Source organism: Flavobacterium wongokense (assembly GCF_021608265.1).
Taxonomy (GTDB): domain Bacteria; phylum Bacteroidota; class Bacteroidia; order Flavobacteriales; family Flavobacteriaceae; genus Flavobacterium; species Flavobacterium wongokense.
The window spans coordinates 543,630-562,758 of the sequence record NZ_JAKIHP010000001.1; the positions used below are offsets into that span (position 1 = coordinate 543,630).

Consider the following 19,129-nt stretch of genomic DNA (forward strand, 5'->3'; position numbering starts at 1 on the left):
GATCAAAGGAAAAAACAACAACATGAATCAAGATTATATCAAACCAGACAACTGGTCAATCATAGAAGAAGGATTTGACTTAGACCAGGTTAAATCCTCCGAAAGCCTTTTCAGCATTGGAAATGGTGCCATGGGACAACGTGCCAATTTTGAAGAAAAATACTCTGGAGCAACATTCCAGGGAAGCTACATAGCCGGAATTTATTACCCTGACAAAACCAAAGTGGGCTGGTGGAAAAACGGTTATCCTGAATATTTCGCCAAAGTATTGAATGCGCCAAACTGGATCGGAATCGACATTGAAATCAACGGTGAAAATCTCGATTTGGCTGCCTGTAAGGAAGTGAAAAACTTCCGCCGCGAGCTGAATATGAAAGAAGGAATCTATGACCGTTCGTTCGAGGCAACTTTGCAGAACGGCACACAAATAGCAGTAAACGTTCGTCGTTTCCTTTCTTTGGATTTGGACGAAGTGGGTGTAATCAATTATGAAATCACACCGCTTAACAATGATGCCAAAATCCTTTTCAAACCGTATGTTGATGCCGGAGTGCACAACGAAGACGCCAACTGGGAAGAGAAATTTTGGGAACCATTAAACGTTACCAATTCAGGAAATGAAGCTTTTGTTACGGCAAGAACGTTCAAAACGCATTTCACGGCTACTACCTTTATGCAGAATACGATTTTGCTGAATGGCAAAAACCAAAACGCCTTGCCGTCAAATGTTGAATCATCAAAAGAAAAAGTCCAGTTTACCTATGAAGCCGCTGCGGCTAAAGGACAAACTGCTTCGATACAAAAACTGGGTGGTTATACGGTTTCGATGAACCACAAAAATACGCAGTTAGCAGCTGAAAATGTCATCAAAGAAGCATTACAGGAAGGCTATGAAAACCTATTGATTCAACAAATCAGTGAATGGGCGAAAATCTGGGAAATGAGCGATATCACCATTGAAGGCGATGTAAAGGCGCAACAGGGAATCCGTTTCAATATTTTCCATTTGAACCAAACGTATCTAGGAAAGGATTCGCGTTTGAATATTGGCCCAAAAGGATTTACCGGAGAAAAATACGGCGGTTCGACTTATTGGGATACCGAAGCCTATTGCATTCCGTTTTATATGGCGACCAAAGACCAGCATGTTGCAAGGAATTTGTTGGCTTACCGCTACAATCATTTGGAAAAAGCCATAGAAAATGCCAAGAAATTAGGTTTTAAAAATGGCGCAGCTTTATATCCGATGGTTACGATGAATGGTGAGGAATGCCATAACGAATGGGAAATTACCTTTGAGGAAATCCATAGGAATGGCGCTATCGCTTTTGCGATTTTCAACTATTACCGATTCACCGGTGACTACTCCTATATTCCCGAAAAAGGTTTGGAAGTCCTAATTGGAATTGCGCGTTTCTGGCATCAGCGAGCTACTTTTTCTACCCATAAAAACCAATATGTGATTTTGGGTGTTACAGGCCCGAATGAATACGAAAACAACGTCAACAATAATTTCTATACAAATTATTTGGCCAAATGGTGTATCGATTATGCCATTGAACAAATTGAACGCGTGGAAAAAGAATACAGTTCGGATTTTGCCCGAATCATGAGCAAAGTTAAATTGGATGCAACTGAAATCGGACATTGGAAAAAAGTCGCCGACCATATGTATTTTCCATTTTCGGAAGAACACGATGTGTATCTACAGCAAGACGGCTTCCTAGATAAAGAACTCGTGAAAGTCCACGATTTGGATAAATCACAACGTCCAATCAATCAAAAATGGTCGTGGGACAGAATCCTTCGTTCGCCTTACATCAAACAGGCCGATACTTTACAGGGATTCTATTTCTTTGAAGACCATTTCAGCAAGGAACAACTGGAAAAGCACTTCGATTTTTATGAGCCGTTTACTGTTCACGAAAGTTCACTTTCTCCTTGCGTGCACTCGATTCAGGCGGCGACTCTAGGAAGAATGGAACAAGCGTATACCTTCTATCTACGAACTTCGCGTTTGGATTTGGATGACTACAACAAGGAAGTTGAGGAAGGCCTTCACATCACTTCGATGGCGGGAACCTGGATGAGCATCGTGGAAGGTTTTGGCGGAATGCGTGTCAAAAATGACGAACTGCATTTTGAACCAAGAATCCCAAAAGACTGGGATGGTTATTCCTTTAAAATCAATTTCAGGAACCAAATATTGAAAGTTTCCGTGCATCAGAACGAAACCAAATTTGTACTTGAGGGTGAAACTCCAATTACCGTTTATGTAAATGGAACAGCGGTTTCTGTCGAGCCAAATAGCCTGGTGACTGTTTAACAAATTACAATCCAACCCTTTCGGACTTATCTGAAAGGGTTTTTTATTTTAATATTACACGTCAGTTCGAGTGTTTTTTATGGAATGCAATGGAATAAAAAATGTATCGAGAACCGTCGTTTGCAGAAAGCTTCTCGATACATTTTTGGCTTCGCCAAAAACACTCGAAGTGACGATATACAATATAAACGACTATAAAGCCTTAATCCTATTTATGGTAAAAACAAATACAATGAAAAAACTACTCTTCTCCCTACTGATTTCTATCTCTGCCTTTGCGCAGATTGACCGTGTTGAACCTCCGTTTTGGTATTCGGGAATGACACTGTCAAAAGTGCAGATTCTATTTTATGGCAAGAACATCGCGCAATATGACGTTGCCGTTTCCAACAACATTGTCATCGACAACATCAAAAAAACAGAAAATCCCAATTACGTTTTTGTAACGATTGATACTAAAAATGCTCCGGTTTCTGAGCTGACCTTTAGTTTCAAAAGCAAAGGCAAAGTGGCGCTTACGCAAAAGTATGAGCTCAAACAAAGAAGGCAAAATTCCAAATTCCGAAAAGGTTATGACAGTTCGGATATGATTTATTTGATTATGTCGGACCGATTTGCCAATGGAAATCCAAAGAATGACAGTGATAATTCATTAAATGAAAAAGCCGATCGAAGCAATCCCAACGGAAGGCACGGTGGCGATATCGAAGGCATCATTAAAAACCTGGATTATATCAAAGAGCTTGGCGCAACAGCCGTTTGGCCAACACCGCTTTGCGAAGACAACGATCCAAAAGGTTCGTACCACACTTATGGGCAGTCGGATGTTTATAAGATTGATCCGCGATTTGGGACCAATGAAGATTACCTGCGTTTGAGCGCCGAACTCCACAGCCGTGGGATGAAAAATATTTTGGATTATGTGACCAATCATTGGGGTTACCAGCATTGGATGTACAAGGATTTGCCGACTTACGACTGGGTGCACCAATTCCCGGGTTATTCGCAATCGAATTACCGGATGACTACGCAGTTTGACCCGAATGCTTCAGACATTGATGCCAAAAACTGCATGGACGGCTGGTTTGTGCCTTCGATGCCCGATTTGAACCAGTCGAATCCTTTGGTTTTGAATTACCTGATCCAAAATGCAATCTGGTGGATTGAATACGCCGATTTGGATGGTTTCCGTGTGGATACCTATTCGTATAACGACAAGGAAGGAATCTCAAAATGGACCAAAGCAATCCTTGACGAATATCCAAATTTCAATATTGTAGGCGAAGTCTGGATGCACAACCAGGCACAAATGGCTTATTGGCAGAAAGACAGTAAGATTGGCGCCATTGAAAGTTACAATTCCTATTTGCCGTCGGTGATGGATTTTACGTTGCACGATGCTTTTGGTTCGGTTTTCAATGAAGATAAAGGCGAATGGGACAAAGGAATGATCAAAGTCTATGACAATTTTGTCAACGATTTCCTGTATCCAAACATTAATAACATCTTGGTTTTTGCCGAAAACCACGACACCAATCGTTTTAACTCAGCCTATAAAAAAGACTTCAGGAAATACCAAATGGCTATGACGCTTTTGGCAACAATACGTGGAATCCCGCAGTTGTATTACGGTTCTGAAATTGGAATGGATGGTGATAAAGGCAAAGGCGATGGCGATATCCGCCATGATTTCCCCGGAGGTTGGAATGGCGACAGCAACAATGCATTTACGAAGGCCGGAAGAAATGAGGAACAAAACAAATTCTATGATTTTACTTCCAAACTTTTCAATTGGAGAAAATCAAAGGACGTGATTCATTTTGGCAAAATGAAGCACTATATTCCGGTAAATAATGTGTATGTTTATTTCCGTTATAACGAAAAGGAAAGTGTGATGGTCGTTATCAATAACAGTAACGAAACCCAGACTTTCAAAACCAATCGTTTTGCCGAAAGCATTCAAAATCATTTGGGCGGAAAGGACATTTTCTCAGGAAAAATGATTGATTTGAAAAACGATGTTTCCATCGAAGGAAAATCGGTATTGGTATTAGAATTAAAATAAAAATATGAAAAAGCTACTTTTAGTATTATTTATAACATCCATTTCGTTTGCCCAAAATGCAAACCGGAAATTCCTATCGGTCAAAAATAATAAAACCCATTATACGGTTGAAACCAGCGACGGAACTTATCAATTTAGGTTTTACTCCCAAAAAACGGTTGAAACCACGTTTATCCCAAAAGGAGAAAGTTACAATTCAAATTCTCATGCAGTGGTACAAAAACCAATCTCTAATAACGGTTGGTTTATTAATATCAAGGAAAATATAGAGTTTGGCCATGATGGAATTACAGTAAGGATAGTAAGATCGCCCTTCCAGATTTCGTATTATAACAAGGGTAAATTCCTCTTTTCTGAAAAAGCCGGCTATACCAAAGTAAACGATTCCACCGAAACCTTGTCTTTCAATTTAGACAATTCCGAAGCACTTTATGGCGGTGGCGCGAGAGCGTTGGGAATGAACCGTCGCGGTAATCGCCTGCAGTTGTACAACCGCGCACATTATGGTTATGGTGATTCCGCACAATTGATGAATTTCTGTATTCCATTGGTGCTATCATCCAAATTATATGCGGTTCATTTTGACAATTCTGCCATTGGCTATCTGGATTTAGACAGCAAAAAAGACAATACACTGACCTACGAAACCATTTCGGGAAGAAAAACCTATCAGGTCATTGCGGGAGATAATTGGACCGATTTAGTTGGAAATTATACCAACTTGACCGGGAAACAGCCTTTATTGCCGCGTTGGTCTTTGGGCAATTTCTCAAGCCGTTTCGGATATCATTCACAGGAAGAGGTCGAAAATACCATCCGTAAATTTGAAGACAATAATATTCCCGTTGATGCCATTATCCTCGATTTGTATTGGTTTGGAAAATCAGTTAAGGGAACGATGGGGAATTTGGAATGGGATAAGGATAATTTCCCAAATCCGGATAAAATGATTTCTGATTTGAATGCTAAAGGTGTAAAAACGATACTCATTACCGAGCCATTCATACTCACAACCTCATCTAAATGGCAGGAAACCGTAGATAAAAAAGTATTGGTAACCGACAAAACCGGGAAACCGGCAACCTGGGATTTCTATTTCGGGAACACCAGTGTTGTCGATATTTTCAAACCCGAAGGAAAGGATTGGTTTTGGAATGTCTACAAAAGATTAATCAATCAGGGCGTTGGCGGCATGTGGGGCGATTTGGGCGAACCTGAAGTGTTCCCGTCAAAGGCAATCACTGTTGGTGGCAAAGCCGATGAAGTCCATAATATTTATGGCCACAATTGGGCCAAATTAATCGCCGATGGCTATAAAAAGGATTTTCCAAATCAACGGCCATTTATTTTGATGCGTGCCGGATATTCGGGCTCACAGCGTTTTGGAATGGTGCCCTGGAGCGGTGACGTAAGCAGAGGTTGGGGCGGATTACAAAGCCAAATGGAAATCGCGCTGCAAATGGGAATGCAGGGATTGGGGTATATGCACTCGGATTTAGGCGGATTTGCCGGAGATTATTTTGACAACGAATTGTATCTACGCTGGCTGCAATACGGAGTCTTCAATCCGATATTCCGTCCGCATGCGCAGGAAGAAGTCGCTTCTGAAGTGGCGCGAAAAGATGTCAAAACCATGGCTAAAGCCAAAAAATCTGTGGAACTTCGTTATCAATTAATGCCTTATAATTACACCTTGTCTTTTGATAACAACCAAAAAGGAACTCCGTTAATGCGTCCGTTGTTTTTTGAAGAACCCGACAATAAGGAATTAACAGCTGATGCAGGAACTTATTTTTGGGGGAATGATTTTTTGGTTCATCCGGTCACTATTCCAATTGGCGAGGAACCAACTTATTTTGAAATTTATTTCCCGAAAAGCAATAACTGGTTTGATTTTTACACAGGCAAAAAACATATCGGTGGAAAAAAGGAAATGGTTGAAATTAAAGAGGATTACATTCCGACCTTCGTTCGTGGCGGAAGTTTCATCCCTATGATTGAAACAATTCAAAACACGACAAAATATTCGTTAGCCAATTTCAACCTGCATTATTATTTTGATGAAAGCGTGGCGAATTCCTCCGGAAAATTATACAATGACGATGGTGCTACGCCGAATGCCTTTGAAAAAGGACAATACGAAATGCTGAATTTTACAAGCACCAATAACAGTAAAGCTCTGACTATAAAACTGAGTTCGACTGTTGGAAAAAATTATGCTTCCGCAGATAAAAATGTTTCGGTATTGATTCATAACATCAAAGCCAAGCGTATTTTTGTAAATGGCCAGGAACAGGTTTACAAAAGATTTGCCGAGCCATTACAGGTGAATGTCACCATGACCAAAGGAACGCCTTCTGAAGTTAAAATTGAATATTAAAATCATGAACAAGATCAACCTACTGTTACTTTCTTTTTTGCTTTGCGGAATGACTTTCGCTCAGAAAAAAAAGCCTGTAACTCCAAAAACACCTTTTGTCTGGGAAGGCGCCAACGTTTATTTTATCGTTACCGACAGATTTAACAACGGTGACAAAACCAACGACCACACTTTCAACCGCAATAAACCAACTGGGAAATTACGTGGTTTTGAAGGCGGTGACATCCGTGGGATTATTCAAAAATTGGATGAAGGTTATTTTACCAATCTTGGAATCAATGTCATCTGGATGACTCCGATTGTAGAGCAAATCCACGATGGGGTTGATGAAGGAACTGGTTTTACCTATGCTTTCCATGGGTATTGGACTCGCGACTGGAGTTCGTTGGACCCGAGTTTCGGAACCAAAAAAGATTTGGCGGAGTTGGTTCAGAAAGCACATGCCAAAGGAATCCGGATTATGCTCGATGCAGTAATCAACCACACAGGACCGGTAACTTCCGAAGATTCGGTTTATCCAAGCGATTGGGTTCGGACTTCTCCAAAATGCACGTATAACTCTTATGATACTTACATCAATTGCACGCTTGTAGAAAACCTTCCGGATGTTAAAACCGAAAGTAATGAGAACACAAACCTGCCTTCATTTTTATCCAATAAATGGAAAAACGAAGGTCGTTATGAAAAGGAAGCTGCCTCACTTGATGCTTTTTTTGTTAAAACCGGTTTTCCAAGAGCGCCAAAATATTATATCATGAAATGGCTGGCAGATTATATTACGGAATTCGGAATTGACGGTTACAGGGTTGATACCGCCAAGCACACTACTGAAGATGTTTGGGCCGATTTCAGGAAGGTTTGTGATATGGCTTTCGCCGAATACAAGAAAAACAATCCAAAAAAAGTTTTGGACGACAATCCGTTTTTTACCGTTGGTGAAGTCTATGGCTACAATATTGGCAACAAAAAATTCTATGATTTTGGCGATAAGAAAGTCAACTATTTCGAAAATGGTTTCACTGGTTTAATCAATTTTGATTTTAGGAATGAAGCCAAAATGAACTATGAAGCGTTGTTTTCCAAATATTCCGACATCCTGCATAATGATTTAAAGGGAAATACGGTAATGAATTACATTTCTTCGCACGATGACGGCTACCCTTATGATAAAGACCGTGAAAGGCCTTTTGAAAGCGGTACAAAATTATTATTGGCACCTGGAATTTCCCAGGTTTATTACGGTGATGAGACTGCGCGTCCTTTGAATATTGAAGGCGCTCAAGGCGATGCAACATTGCGTTCCAACATGAACTGGAATGACCTTGACAACAACCGGAACAAAAAGGAAATCTTGGCGCACTGGCAGAAATTAGGCCAGTTCCGAAAAAAGCACCCGGCAGTTGGTGCCGGAATACACAACCAGATTTCAGGTGGCCCTTATGTTTTCAGCAGGATTTATTCCAAAGGAAAATATACAGACAAAGTGGTTATTGGGCTTGACCTGAATAAAGGCCAAAAAAATGTATGGATTGGAAGTGTTTTCGCAAACGGAACCAAAGTGAGGGATGCTTATTCGGGAAAAACTGCTGTCGTAACAAAATCCTCGGTTACGCTCAATACAGATTTCGGTATTGTTTTATTGGAAAAAATCTAAAATGCACAAAATAGGTCATCGCGGGGCGAAAGGCTATGTCGCCGAAAATACTTTGGCTTCGTTCCAAAAAGCGATTGACTTAAATGTTGACGGAATCGAGCTTGATGTTTATTTATGCCAATCTGGTGAAGTGGTTGTTATCCATGACGAAACCATTGACCGGACAACTTCAGATACTGGTTTTGTAAAGGATTTTTCAGCAGCAGAATTGGAAGTTTTAGGAATTCCAACCCTGAAAGCTGTTTTCGAATTGATTGACCGAAAGTGCTTTATCAACGTTGAACTCAAATCTTTTGAAACTGCTGATAAAGTTGTAGGAATCATTGAACAGTTTATTTCAGGAAAGAATTGGGATTATGCCGATTTTGTCGTCTCAAGCTTTGACTGGAATGCACTGCAGCAGGTACATTTCCTGAATGATAAAATTAGGATTGGAATTTTGACCAACACCGATTTAGACCTGGCTATGGCTTTCGCCAAATTCATAAAAGCGTATTCCATTCATCCGTACTATCATTTGCTTACTGCTGAAAATGTTGTGCAGATGCAATCCAAGAATTTTAAAGTCTATCCGTGGACCATCAATGAGCCGGAAGATATTATCTTTGTTAAATCGCTGCAGGTTGACGGCATCATTACAGATTTTCCAGATAGGATATGAACTCAAATTTCGACATAATCATTGTTGGTGGCGGTGCAGCTGGTTTTTTTACCGCTATCAATATCGTTGAAAACAATCCCAAACTAAAAGTGGCTATTCTCGAAAGAGGTAAAACCGTTTTGGAAAAAGTGCGCATTTCAGGTGGCGGAAGATGTAATGTGACCCACGCCTGTTTTATCCCGAATGACCTGGTTAAGTTTTATCCTCGTGGCGAAAAAGAGCTGCGCGGTCCTTTTCATCAGTTTTGTTCGGGTGATACCATTGATTGGTTTGAAAAACACGGAGTGGAGCTCAAAATTGAAGATGATGGCCGGATGTTCCCAACTTCAGACAGCTCCCAAACCATTATCGATTGCTTTACATCGGCAACCCAAAAACTTGGAATTCCCGTTTTGACCGGTCAAAGCGTTCAGGCGATTTTTGATGCAGGCGATTACTGGAAAGTGGAAACCAATCACGAAACTTTTGTTTGCCGAAAATTAATCCTGACTACAGGCAGCAATCCAAAAATCTGGGAAATGCTGATGCAATTGGGGCATAGCATCGTTTCGCCCGTTCCTTCGCTTTTCACTTTCAACATCAAAGATTCCAGGATTAAGGATTTGATGGGTGTTTCGGCTTTCGCCAAAGTTACTGTAAAAGGAAGCAGACTGGAAGCGAGTGGCCCATTGTTAATCACACATTGGGGAATGTCCGGTCCCGGAATTTTAAGGCTTTCCGCTTGGGGCGCACGAGAATTATTTGACAAAAACTATCAATTCATCATTCAGGTAAATTGGCTCAACGAAGTCACTTTTGAAGAGGCAATGGATACTTTGAAAGACCTGAAACAAGAGCACGCCAAAAAAGTCGTAAGCAAAAAATCGCCGTTTGAGTTTCCAAACCGTTTGTGGGAAAGTTTGGTTTTGGCGTCATCAATTGACAGCGAAATGAAATGGGCTGACTTATCCAAAAAACAATTGACTGATTTGGCAAACCAACTTACCAATGGAGAATTCCGGGTAAATGGTAAAAGCACTTTTAAGGAAGAATTTGTAACTGCGGGCGGAATTGATTTAAAGGAAATCAACTTCAAAACCATGGAAAGCAAGTTGCACAAAAATCTTTTTTTTGCTGGTGAAATTGTAAACATTGATGCCATTACGGGTGGTTTTAACTTTCAAAACGCCTGGACATCAGGCTATATTCTGGCACAATCCCTGACAGAAGATTTCTTATAATTTAACATTGTAGTTTACTCAAAATCAGTAAATTTGGTTTCCTAACAAAAAACTAAACTGACATGAAGAAAACTTTACTATTAATCTTCTTCCTTTTTTTAGCTACAGCAAACTCAATTTATTCTCAAGAATGTGGAGATGTTTTCACAGATCCGGCAGGAGCTTCAGCTAATTACACAAACAATATGGATTACACAGTAACCATTTTCCCTTCCAATCCGGGAGAACTGGTTACGGTTACCTTTACAGCATTTAATACCGAAGCCAATTGGGATGCCTTATATGTTTTTGATGGAAATTCAATAGCGGCACCGCAGATTGCCAGTACCAATCCTGCAGCAAATGTTCCGGGTGGACTTGCCGGAGGATATTGGGGTACGGTAATTCCGGGTCCATTCACTTCCACAGCTATTGATGGTAGTTTGACTTTCAGGTTCAGAAGTGATAATACCGGTGTCCGTGCAGGCTGGGTTGCCAATATTACCTGCGAAGTGCCTTCAAGCTGTCCAACTCCCGGAGGAGTAAATGCAACAGCAATCACAAGCACAACAACCAATATCAACTGGACCCAGACAGGTTCGCCTACAAGCTGGGAATTCGAAATACTGCCAGCAGGGAATCCACAAACGGGTAATCCATCGGGGCCAGCGTATAGCGGACCTTTACCTCTTTCGATTACTGGTTTATTACCAAACACCTGCTATGTTGTCTATGTCAGGGCATTATGCTCGGGAACTGAAACGAGTAACTGGTCGCATGACTATACCTTTTGCACCCAGGCCGCTCCTCCGGTATGCGGCGGACAATTTGTTGACAATGGCGGGCCTAGCGCAAATTATACCGACGGCTCAGATGTAACCACCACTATCTGCCCTCCAACTACCGGAGATCTTGTTACAGTTACCTTCACTTCATTTGATACCGAAACCAATTTTGATGCCCTGTATGTTTTTAATGGGAATTCAATAGCTGCACCACAAATTGCGAGTACAAACCTGGCTGCAAATGTTCCAGGCGGATTAGCCGGAGGTTATTGGGGAACAACCATTCCCGGGCCATTTACTTCAACAAGTGCTGATGGCTGCCTGACCTTTAGGTTTAGAAGCGATCCTTCTATAAATAGGACCGGTTGGATTTCTAATGTAAGCTGTGGACCAGCGCCAACGTGTAGGACTCCATCCAATCTTACAGCAAGTGCAATAACTCCTTATTCCGCTACATTTAACTGGACCCAGCCTGCAAATCCTGATACCAGTGTAGCTACTCATTGGGAAGCATTAGTATTACCAGCAGGTTCGCCGGCACCTACGGGCCCCGGAATTCCTGTTCCCGATGCATCAGGTATGACCTGGATTGCTACTGGGCTGATGCCAAGTACCTGTTTTACTTTTTACGTAAGGGCAATATGTTCTACGACAGACCATAGTGCGTGGACTTCCGTTAATTTCTGTACTTCAATTGCACCTCCTGCGTGTGGTGGAACATTCGTTGACAATGGTGGACCAACTGCAAATTATACTAGTGCTTCCGATAACACTTATGTCATTTGTCCAACAAATCCGGGTGAAATTGTTACAGTCGTATTCAATACATTTGATACCGAAGCCAATTGGGATGCTTTATATGTTTTTGACGGAAATTCGATTTCAGCTCCACAAATTGCAAGTACAAATCCGGCAGCAAATGTTCCTGGAGGATTGGCCGGAGGTTTTTGGGGAACAACCATTCCCGGGCCTTTTACTTCAACAAGTCCGGATGGCTGCCTGACTTTCAGGTTCAGAAGTGACAATACGGGTAACAGGGCAGGTTGGTTTGCAAGTGTTAACTGCGTACCCGATGCTGATAAAGTTGTTTTGGTAGCCTTTATAGATGCCAACAGCAATGGCATTAAGGATACAGGGGAATTGTTATTTCCAAATGGGAATTTCATTTATCAGCAGAACAACAACGGGACCAATATAAATGGGTATTCTCCAACAGGCCAGTTTGCCTTATATGATGCTAATGCATCCAACACCTATAACTTTAGCTATCAGATTCATCCGGGTTACGCTCCTTATTATAATTCGGGAACAACAACCTACAGCAACATTAGCATAGCCGCCGGAAGTGGATCCCAATTTTTATATTTCCCAATTACAAATACACAGCATTACAGCGATGTCACTATTTCAATTTCGCCAGTTTATCCTGCAAGGCCAGGGTACAATTATATTAATAGAATTACTTATAGGAATTATGGAACTTCGACAGCAAGCGGAACGATAACATTTACAAAACCAGATGCCATAACAACATACACTGTAAGCCAGACTGGGACAAATCCCAATGCAACAGGCTTTTTCTATGCTTTTACAAATCTCCAGCCAAATGAAGGCAGAACCTTCATTGTTACGATGACTGTGCCTTTGGTTCCGGTCGTAACCCTAAATCAATTACTCACATCTACTGTTTCTGTTACTGCTCCTGCGGATGATATCAATCCGAATAATAATTCTGATTCCAATTCTCAGATTGTAGTCAATTCGGCTGACCCTAATGATAAAATGGAATCCCGTGGAAAAACGATTCCGTTCAATACTTTCGCTCCGGATGATTATTTCCTTTACACCATCAGGTTCCAAAACAACGGAACCGCCAATGCAATTGATGTTAGGGTTGAAGATGTGCTCAATGCAAAAATTGACGAAACGAGTGTTTTAATGGTAAGCGCGAGCCACAATTATACTATGAAGCGAATCGGAAATCAATTGATTTGGGATTTCAAAAACATCTACCTGACCACTGCAACGGCAAATGAAACGGCCAGTAGAGGTTATGCCCAGTTCAAGGTTAAATTGAAACCTGGATTCCAGGCAGGAGATATCATTCCGAATAACGCTTCGATTTATTTCGATTCTAATCCGGCAATTGTAACGGCAAACTTCAACAGTAAATTTACCGTTCCATTAAGTGTTACTGATTTTGATGCCAACAGTTTGGTTTTATATCCAAATCCGGCGACTAATTTAGTTCAGGTTGATTTGATAAACACTAACGAGCAGTTGAAAAAAGTAGTCTTCTATGACCTTCTTGGAAAAGCAGTAAAATCGGTAGATAATATTGGTACGGAAAGACTTTCAGTTGATGTTTCCGATTTATCGAAAGGAGTTTACCTTGTAGAAATAAGTTCAGAGACAAATATTAAAATAACCAAGAAATTAATAGTACAATAGTTTAGATAAAATAACAGCCATGAAGAAATTTTTATTTTTAAGCCTCATCCTTTTTTTAGGAGTTTCAAATGTCCATTCACAAGCTTGTGGGGATGTTTTTACCGATCCAGGAGGACCAAACGCAAATTTTGCCAACAATACGGATTATACGGTAACCATCTGCCCTTCGAATCCGGGTGATGTGGTGACTGTAACCTTTACGTCATTCGGAATGGAAATGAATTATGATGGTTTGTATGTTTTTAATGGAAATTCGATAACTGCACCACAGATTGCGAGTACAAATGTAGCAGGAAACGTTCCTGGTGGTTTGGCAGGCTGGTATAGTGGTTCAACTATTCCAGGCCCTTTTACTTCAACAAGTCCTGATGGCTGTCTGACTTTCAGGTTTAGGAGTGATAATTCGGTGACTGGACCAGGGTGGATTGCGAATGTAACCTGTGCTCCCCGACCATCATGCACCATTCCAACAAATCTTACGGTAAACAGCATCACACATAATTCTGCTAACTTTAACTGGGTACAAGCTGCCAATCCTGATTCCAGTGTTGCCAATACCTGGGAATGCATCGTGCTTCCTGCCGGTAGTCCTGCGCCAACTGCAGGATCAACCGGATATGTCGTTGCTACAGCAAATCCTTTTGTCATCACTGGGCTTAGCGCTCTAACCTGTTATACTTGTTATGTAAGGGCAGTTTGTTCGCTGAGTGATAACAGCGATTGGTCTACAGGAGTTAATTTCTGCACTCTTATGGCACCGGCAGAATGTGGCACCCAATTCACAGACAATGGCGGCCCTTCGGCCAATTATAGTTTTTCAAATGGAGGTACCGATAGTATTACCACAATATGCCCTACAAATCCTGGAGATACCGTTACGGTCTTATTCAATTCATTTAGTACCGAAGCCACTTGGGATGCTTTATATGTTTTTGATGGAAACTCAATAGCCGCGGCACAAATTCCGAGTTCCAATCCGGCAGGGAATGTTCCTGGTGGTTTGGCTGGCGGTTTTTGGGGCAATGTAACTCCTGGCCCATTTACCTCGTCAAGCCCTGATGGCTGCCTGACTTTCCGATTTAGGATGGATGGCTCTGTCACTTATCCTGGCTGGGTTGCCGATGTCATCTGTACGCCAAATCCGGGCAAAGTGATTTTAGTCGCTTTTGTGGATGCAAACAACAATGGCGTTAAGGAAACAAGTGAGTTGTTATTTCCAAATGGAAACTTTATTTACCAGCAAAACAATAACGGAACAAATATAAATGGCTATTCGCCATCAGGCCAATATGTTTTGTATGATAACAATACTTCAAATACGTATGATTTCAGTTATCAGCTCCAATCTCAATTTGCCCCTTATTATGATTCGGGCACCACAACCTTTAACGATATCTCTGTTGGAACCACAACCCAAATTTTGTATTTCCCGGTTCTCTTAACGCAAACCTATAATGATGTGTCAATTTCATTGGCACCTTATGTCGCTCCAAGACCAGGATATACGTATCTGAACCAAATCAGGTATAAAAATCGCGGAATTGCAACAACCAACGGAAGCATTACCTTTACCAAACCTCCACAGATAAATACATTTACCGTATATCCACAAACAGGCATCGTAATGAATCCGACCGGATTTACTTATAACTTTACCAATCTTCTGCCAAATGAAACCAGGATATTGAATGTTACGATGGACGTTCCTTTGGTTCCAATCGTAAATGCAAATGACCTGCTTACTGACAGTGTTACCATTTCGGCACCAGCCAATGATATCGATTTGACCAACAATTCAAGCTCCAATTCGCAGATTGTAGTCAACTCACTTGACCCGAATGACAAAATGGAATCACGTGGAAAAACCATTCCGTTTGACAGTTTCGCTCCTGATGATTATTTCTTTTACACCATCCGATTCCAAAATAACGGAACTGCAAATGCAATTGATGTAAGAATTGAGGATCTGCTCAATGCACAAATAGATGAAACTACAGTACAAATGGTCGCCTCAAGCCATGAGTACACGATGAAAAGAATCAATAATCAATTGGTTTGGGATTTCAAAAACATATTCCTGAACATGGCAAGTGTTAATGAAGCCGGAAGTAGAGGTTATGTTCAGTTCAAGGTGAAATTGAAACCCGGATTCCAGGCCGGAGATATCATTCCGAATAATGCATTCATTTATTTTGATTCCAACCCGGCAATTGTTACGGCTACTTTCAACAGTAAATTTATAGTACCGTTAAGTGTTGCTGATTTTGATTCCGATAGTTTGGTTTTATATCCAAACCCTGCGACCAATTTGGTTCAGGTTGATATGGTAAACACGAACGAACAATTGAAAAGAGTCGTATTCTATGACCTTCTTGGAAAAGCTGTAAAAACAGTTTCAACAATTGCAACTCAAAGCCTGGGCATCGATGTTTCCGATTTGTCAAAAGGCGTTTATTTGGTAGAAATTGTTTCAGAGAGCAATCTGAAACTCACTAAAAAACTAATCATCCAATAATAGAAAAGCCCAGTATCAATCTGGGTTTTTTTATAACTATTTGTTATACTGCAAAATAATCATTCTAAATAATCTAAAACCTTGTCATTTTTTATTCAAAGCATCCAAAAAAAATCTATATTTGAATGTCTATAAACCAACAAAACATGAAAAAAACTTTACTCTTAGCATTTGTCTTTTCTGTAGGATTATTTAGCTTAGGCTATTCACAAGGATGCGGAACCACTTTTACCGATCCAGGAGGAGATGCAAATTATGCCAACAACACCGACTACACCATAACCATTTGCCCAGATAGTCCGGGAGATATGGTAACGGTGACCTTTACAACATTTTCTACAGAAGCGACTTATGATGCTTTATATGTTTATGATGGAAATACTACAACCGCTCCACAAATTCTAAGCACAAATCCAGCAGCAAATGTACCTGGTTCTGTGGCTGGAGGATTTTGGGGCAATGCAATTCCAGGTCCTTTTACAGCAACAAGCGCTACTGGCTGTTTAACTTTCCGATTCAGAAGCGATGGCAGCGTTAATGCAACTGGCTGGATTGCAAATGTTACCTGTGCGCCTCCACCTAGTTGCCCTGCACCACTTGATGTGATAGCAAGTGCCCCAACCTTAAACAGCATAACCTTAAACTGGTATGATACCGTTTCGACTTCATGGGAAGTTCTTGCGTTGCCATTTGGCACAACACCATCTCCAACTGCTACTGGTCAAACAGTAACTACAAATCCTTTTACGGTAACGGGCCTTACACAAGGAACCGGTTATAGTTTTTATGTAAGGGCAAATTGTGCTGCCGGAGACAAAAGTTTTTGGTCGTTAAGGGCAAACGCATATACTTTAATTGCAAATGATGATTGTTCAACTGCCTTGACCGTTCCTGTTGGTGGCCGAAACTGCACCCAACCTGTTGTTGGTAGTTTAACTGGTGCAACAGCATCTACTGATCCTATAACTTGTACAACAGGAATTGCTGATGATGATGTGTGGTTCAAATTTGTGGCTACCAATCCAACCTTAAACGTAACACTCAGCAATGTTGCAGGGACGACTCCAAATTTAAATATGGTAATTTATTCAGGAGCGTGCAATTCACTTAATCAAATCCATTGTGGCACCGGAAACAGCCTTTATGCAACCTTGTCTAATTTGACCGTTGGAAACACTTATTATGTGAGGGTCTATTCTATACTGGAAACCCCACAGACAGTCACTTTCAATGTGTGCATTACCATTCCTTCTACTTGTGCTGATAGTGAATCTATTTGTGGCGTAAATAATTACAGCAATACAACAGGAGTTCCTAGTTTAGGGCCTATTGGCTGCTTAAGCACCACTCCAAATCCAACTTACTTCACTCTTAAGATAGCTGGTACAGGTCCTGTAAACTTATTGTTAACCCAGTCAACCTTTAACACTACAACTCCAAATCTTGATGTAGATTACGCGGCCTGGGGACCATTTGCGACGCGTGATGAAGGGTGTGCTGCCATTAGTGGTGGCCAGGCTCCGGGAATTGGAGTCCCAGTTTCCATAACAACAGGTTGCAGCTATTCTGCAGCTCCAACTGAAATTTTAAATATTGCGAATGCTCAGGCAGGACAATATTATATCATCTTAATTACAAACTTCAGCAATCAGGCAGGATACATCAATGTATCGCAATCGAATGTAAATGAAGCCGGAGCCGGAAGTATTGATTGCTCAGGCATCAGGTTAAATGCTTTTGTGGATACAAATGCAAACGGAACGCAGGATAGCGGAGAGGTCAATTTTCCTTTAGGCCAGTTTCACTATGAATTGAATAATAATGGAAACCCACATGCCATTACAGCTCCTACAGGTTCTTATATACTTTACGACCAGATTCCGGGCAATTTCTATAATCTTTCCTATACGATCAACAGCGATTTTGGTGCACAATACACCACTCCAACTGGTTTCAACAATGTAAGTGTTGCAACGGGAATGATGACAACCTATAATTTTCCGGTTACGATTGTACAAAGCTATGCCGATTTAGGAGTTACCATAGTTCCTCAAAGCTCGCCTCGTGCAGGATCAACCTACACCGTCAAAATAATTTATACGAATAACGGCAATCAGACACTTCCAACCGGAGTCCTGACTTTTAATAATAATGTTGGAACATCGATTACCAATATTTCACAGGCTGGTACAACACCAATAACAAATGGCTTTACTTATATTTTCAACAATCTATTGCCTTACGAAACCCGAACCATCATTGTGACCATTTCGGTTCCTCCAATTCCAACTGTTTCGTTAGGCCAGTTGCTTACTGATACCGTTTCAATAGTTCCTCCTTCTGGTGATATTGTTGCCAATAATAATTCAAGCAGCGTTACACAGGCTGTTGTGGGTTCGTATGATCCAAATGATAAGGTTGAAGGACATGGTGAAAAAATCTTGATTACATCATTTACATCCAACGATTACCTTGAATACACCATTCGATTTGAAAATAGTGGTACAGCCGGTGCTTTGGACATATTGGTTAATGATGTTTTAGACAGCCAATTGGACGAAACCACTTTAGTGATGCTGGCTGCCAGCCATAGTTACACGCTTGATCGCCTGGGTAATAATTTAACCTGGAAATTCAATAACATCCAACTTCCTGTTTCTATTCCTGACACGGATACCGGAAAAGGATTCATCAAATTCAAAATCAAACCAAAACCTGGCTATGCTGCTGGTGATATAATTCCAAATACTGCTGATATCTTTTTTGATTCGAATCCGGCAATTGTTACCAATACCTTTAATACCGAATTTGTAACATCTTTAGGAATTGGTTTGTTTACCGAAAATTCGATTATCCTGTATCCAAATCCAACGCACAATTTGGTTCAGGTTGCGTTAAACAATAGCACTGAAATTATAGAAAGCATAATGATCTATGATATTTTGGGCAAAACAGTAAGCCTGACTTCCAATGTCGCTTCAAATCAGTCAACAATTGATGTAAGCAATCTTTCAAAAGGAGTTTACCTGGTAGAGGTCTCTACGCAAACCCATTTGAAACAAATCAAGAAACTGATTATCCAATAATAAAAAA

The 19,129-nt window shown here is 40.8% G+C and carries 9 protein-coding genes; all 9 read left to right on the forward strand.

All coding sequences use genetic code 11. The annotated features are described in order from the left end of the window. The first annotated feature begins 22 nt into the window (after positions 1-22). The 9 genes from mdxK (at position 23) to L1S31_RS02260 (ending at position 19,122) form a co-directional block, all read left to right on the forward strand. The gene (gene mdxK / locus L1S31_RS02220) at positions 23-2,326 is read left to right on the forward strand and encodes a maltose phosphorylase MdxK (protein WP_236463489.1); all 2,304 of its coding nucleotides are present in this window, start codon (positions 23-25) and stop codon (positions 2,324-2,326) included. Positions 2,327-2,558: 232 nt separating this feature from the next. Continuing rightward, entirely contained in the window at positions 2,559-4,391 is a 1,833-nt protein-coding gene (locus tag L1S31_RS02225) for a glycoside hydrolase family 13 protein (protein ID WP_236461484.1), read from the forward strand. Between the two features lie 4 nt (positions 4,392-4,395). Beyond that, positions 4,396-6,771: a glycoside hydrolase family 31 protein gene (locus L1S31_RS02230; RefSeq protein ID WP_236461487.1), complete on the forward strand. Its 2,376-nt coding sequence runs from the start codon at positions 4,396-4,398 to the stop codon at positions 6,769-6,771. Between the two features lie 4 nt (positions 6,772-6,775). Next, on the forward strand, positions 6,776-8,425 hold the full coding sequence (locus tag L1S31_RS02235) for an alpha-amylase family glycosyl hydrolase (RefSeq protein WP_370637817.1): 1,650 nt from the start codon (positions 6,776-6,778) through the stop codon (positions 8,423-8,425). A 1-nt stretch (position 8,426) separates the two neighbouring features. Further along, positions 8,427-9,086: a glycerophosphodiester phosphodiesterase gene (locus L1S31_RS02240; protein WP_236461490.1), complete on the forward strand. Its 660-nt coding sequence runs from the start codon at positions 8,427-8,429 to the stop codon at positions 9,084-9,086. After that, a complete protein-coding gene (locus tag L1S31_RS02245; protein WP_236461492.1) occupies positions 9,083-10,306 on the forward strand; it encodes a BaiN/RdsA family NAD(P)/FAD-dependent oxidoreductase in 1,224 nt (407 codons plus the stop codon). Before L1S31_RS02240 ends, L1S31_RS02245 begins: the two co-directional genes overlap by 4 nt. Positions 10,307-10,368: 62 nt before the next feature. Beyond that, on the forward strand, positions 10,369-13,521 hold the full coding sequence (locus L1S31_RS02250; RefSeq protein ID WP_236461496.1) for a DUF7619 domain-containing protein: 3,153 nt from the start codon (positions 10,369-10,371) through the stop codon (positions 13,519-13,521). A 19-nt stretch (positions 13,522-13,540) separates the two neighbouring features. Beyond that, entirely contained in the window at positions 13,541-16,036 is a 2,496-nt protein-coding gene (locus tag L1S31_RS02255) for a DUF7619 domain-containing protein (protein ID WP_236461499.1), read from the forward strand. 146 nt (positions 16,037-16,182) lie between these two features. Further along, the gene (locus L1S31_RS02260) at positions 16,183-19,122 is read left to right on the forward strand and encodes a DUF7619 domain-containing protein (RefSeq protein ID WP_236461502.1); all 2,940 of its coding nucleotides are present in this window, start codon (positions 16,183-16,185) and stop codon (positions 19,120-19,122) included. Positions 19,123-19,129 lie beyond the last annotated feature (7 nt).

Excerpts from the sequence above, each read along its gene's own strand:
- mdxK (WP_236463489.1), top strand. The coding sequence starts at position 23 with ATGAATCAAGATTATATCAAACCAGACAACTGGTCAATCATAGAAGAA.
- L1S31_RS02225 (WP_236461484.1), top strand. The coding sequence starts at position 2,559 with ATGAAAAAACTACTCTTCTCCCTACTGATTTCTATCTCTGCCTTTGCG.
- L1S31_RS02230 (WP_236461487.1), top strand. The coding sequence starts at position 4,396 with ATGAAAAAGCTACTTTTAGTATTATTTATAACATCCATTTCGTTTGCC.
- L1S31_RS02235 (WP_370637817.1), top strand. The coding sequence starts at position 6,776 with ATGAACAAGATCAACCTACTGTTACTTTCTTTTTTGCTTTGCGGAATG.
- L1S31_RS02240 (WP_236461490.1), top strand. The coding sequence starts at position 8,427 with ATGCACAAAATAGGTCATCGCGGGGCGAAAGGCTATGTCGCCGAAAAT.
- L1S31_RS02245 (WP_236461492.1), top strand. The coding sequence starts at position 9,083 with ATGAACTCAAATTTCGACATAATCATTGTTGGTGGCGGTGCAGCTGGT.
- L1S31_RS02250 (WP_236461496.1), top strand. The coding sequence starts at position 10,369 with ATGAAGAAAACTTTACTATTAATCTTCTTCCTTTTTTTAGCTACAGCA.
- L1S31_RS02255 (WP_236461499.1), top strand. The coding sequence starts at position 13,541 with ATGAAGAAATTTTTATTTTTAAGCCTCATCCTTTTTTTAGGAGTTTCA.
- L1S31_RS02260 (WP_236461502.1), top strand. The coding sequence starts at position 16,183 with ATGAAAAAAACTTTACTCTTAGCATTTGTCTTTTCTGTAGGATTATTT.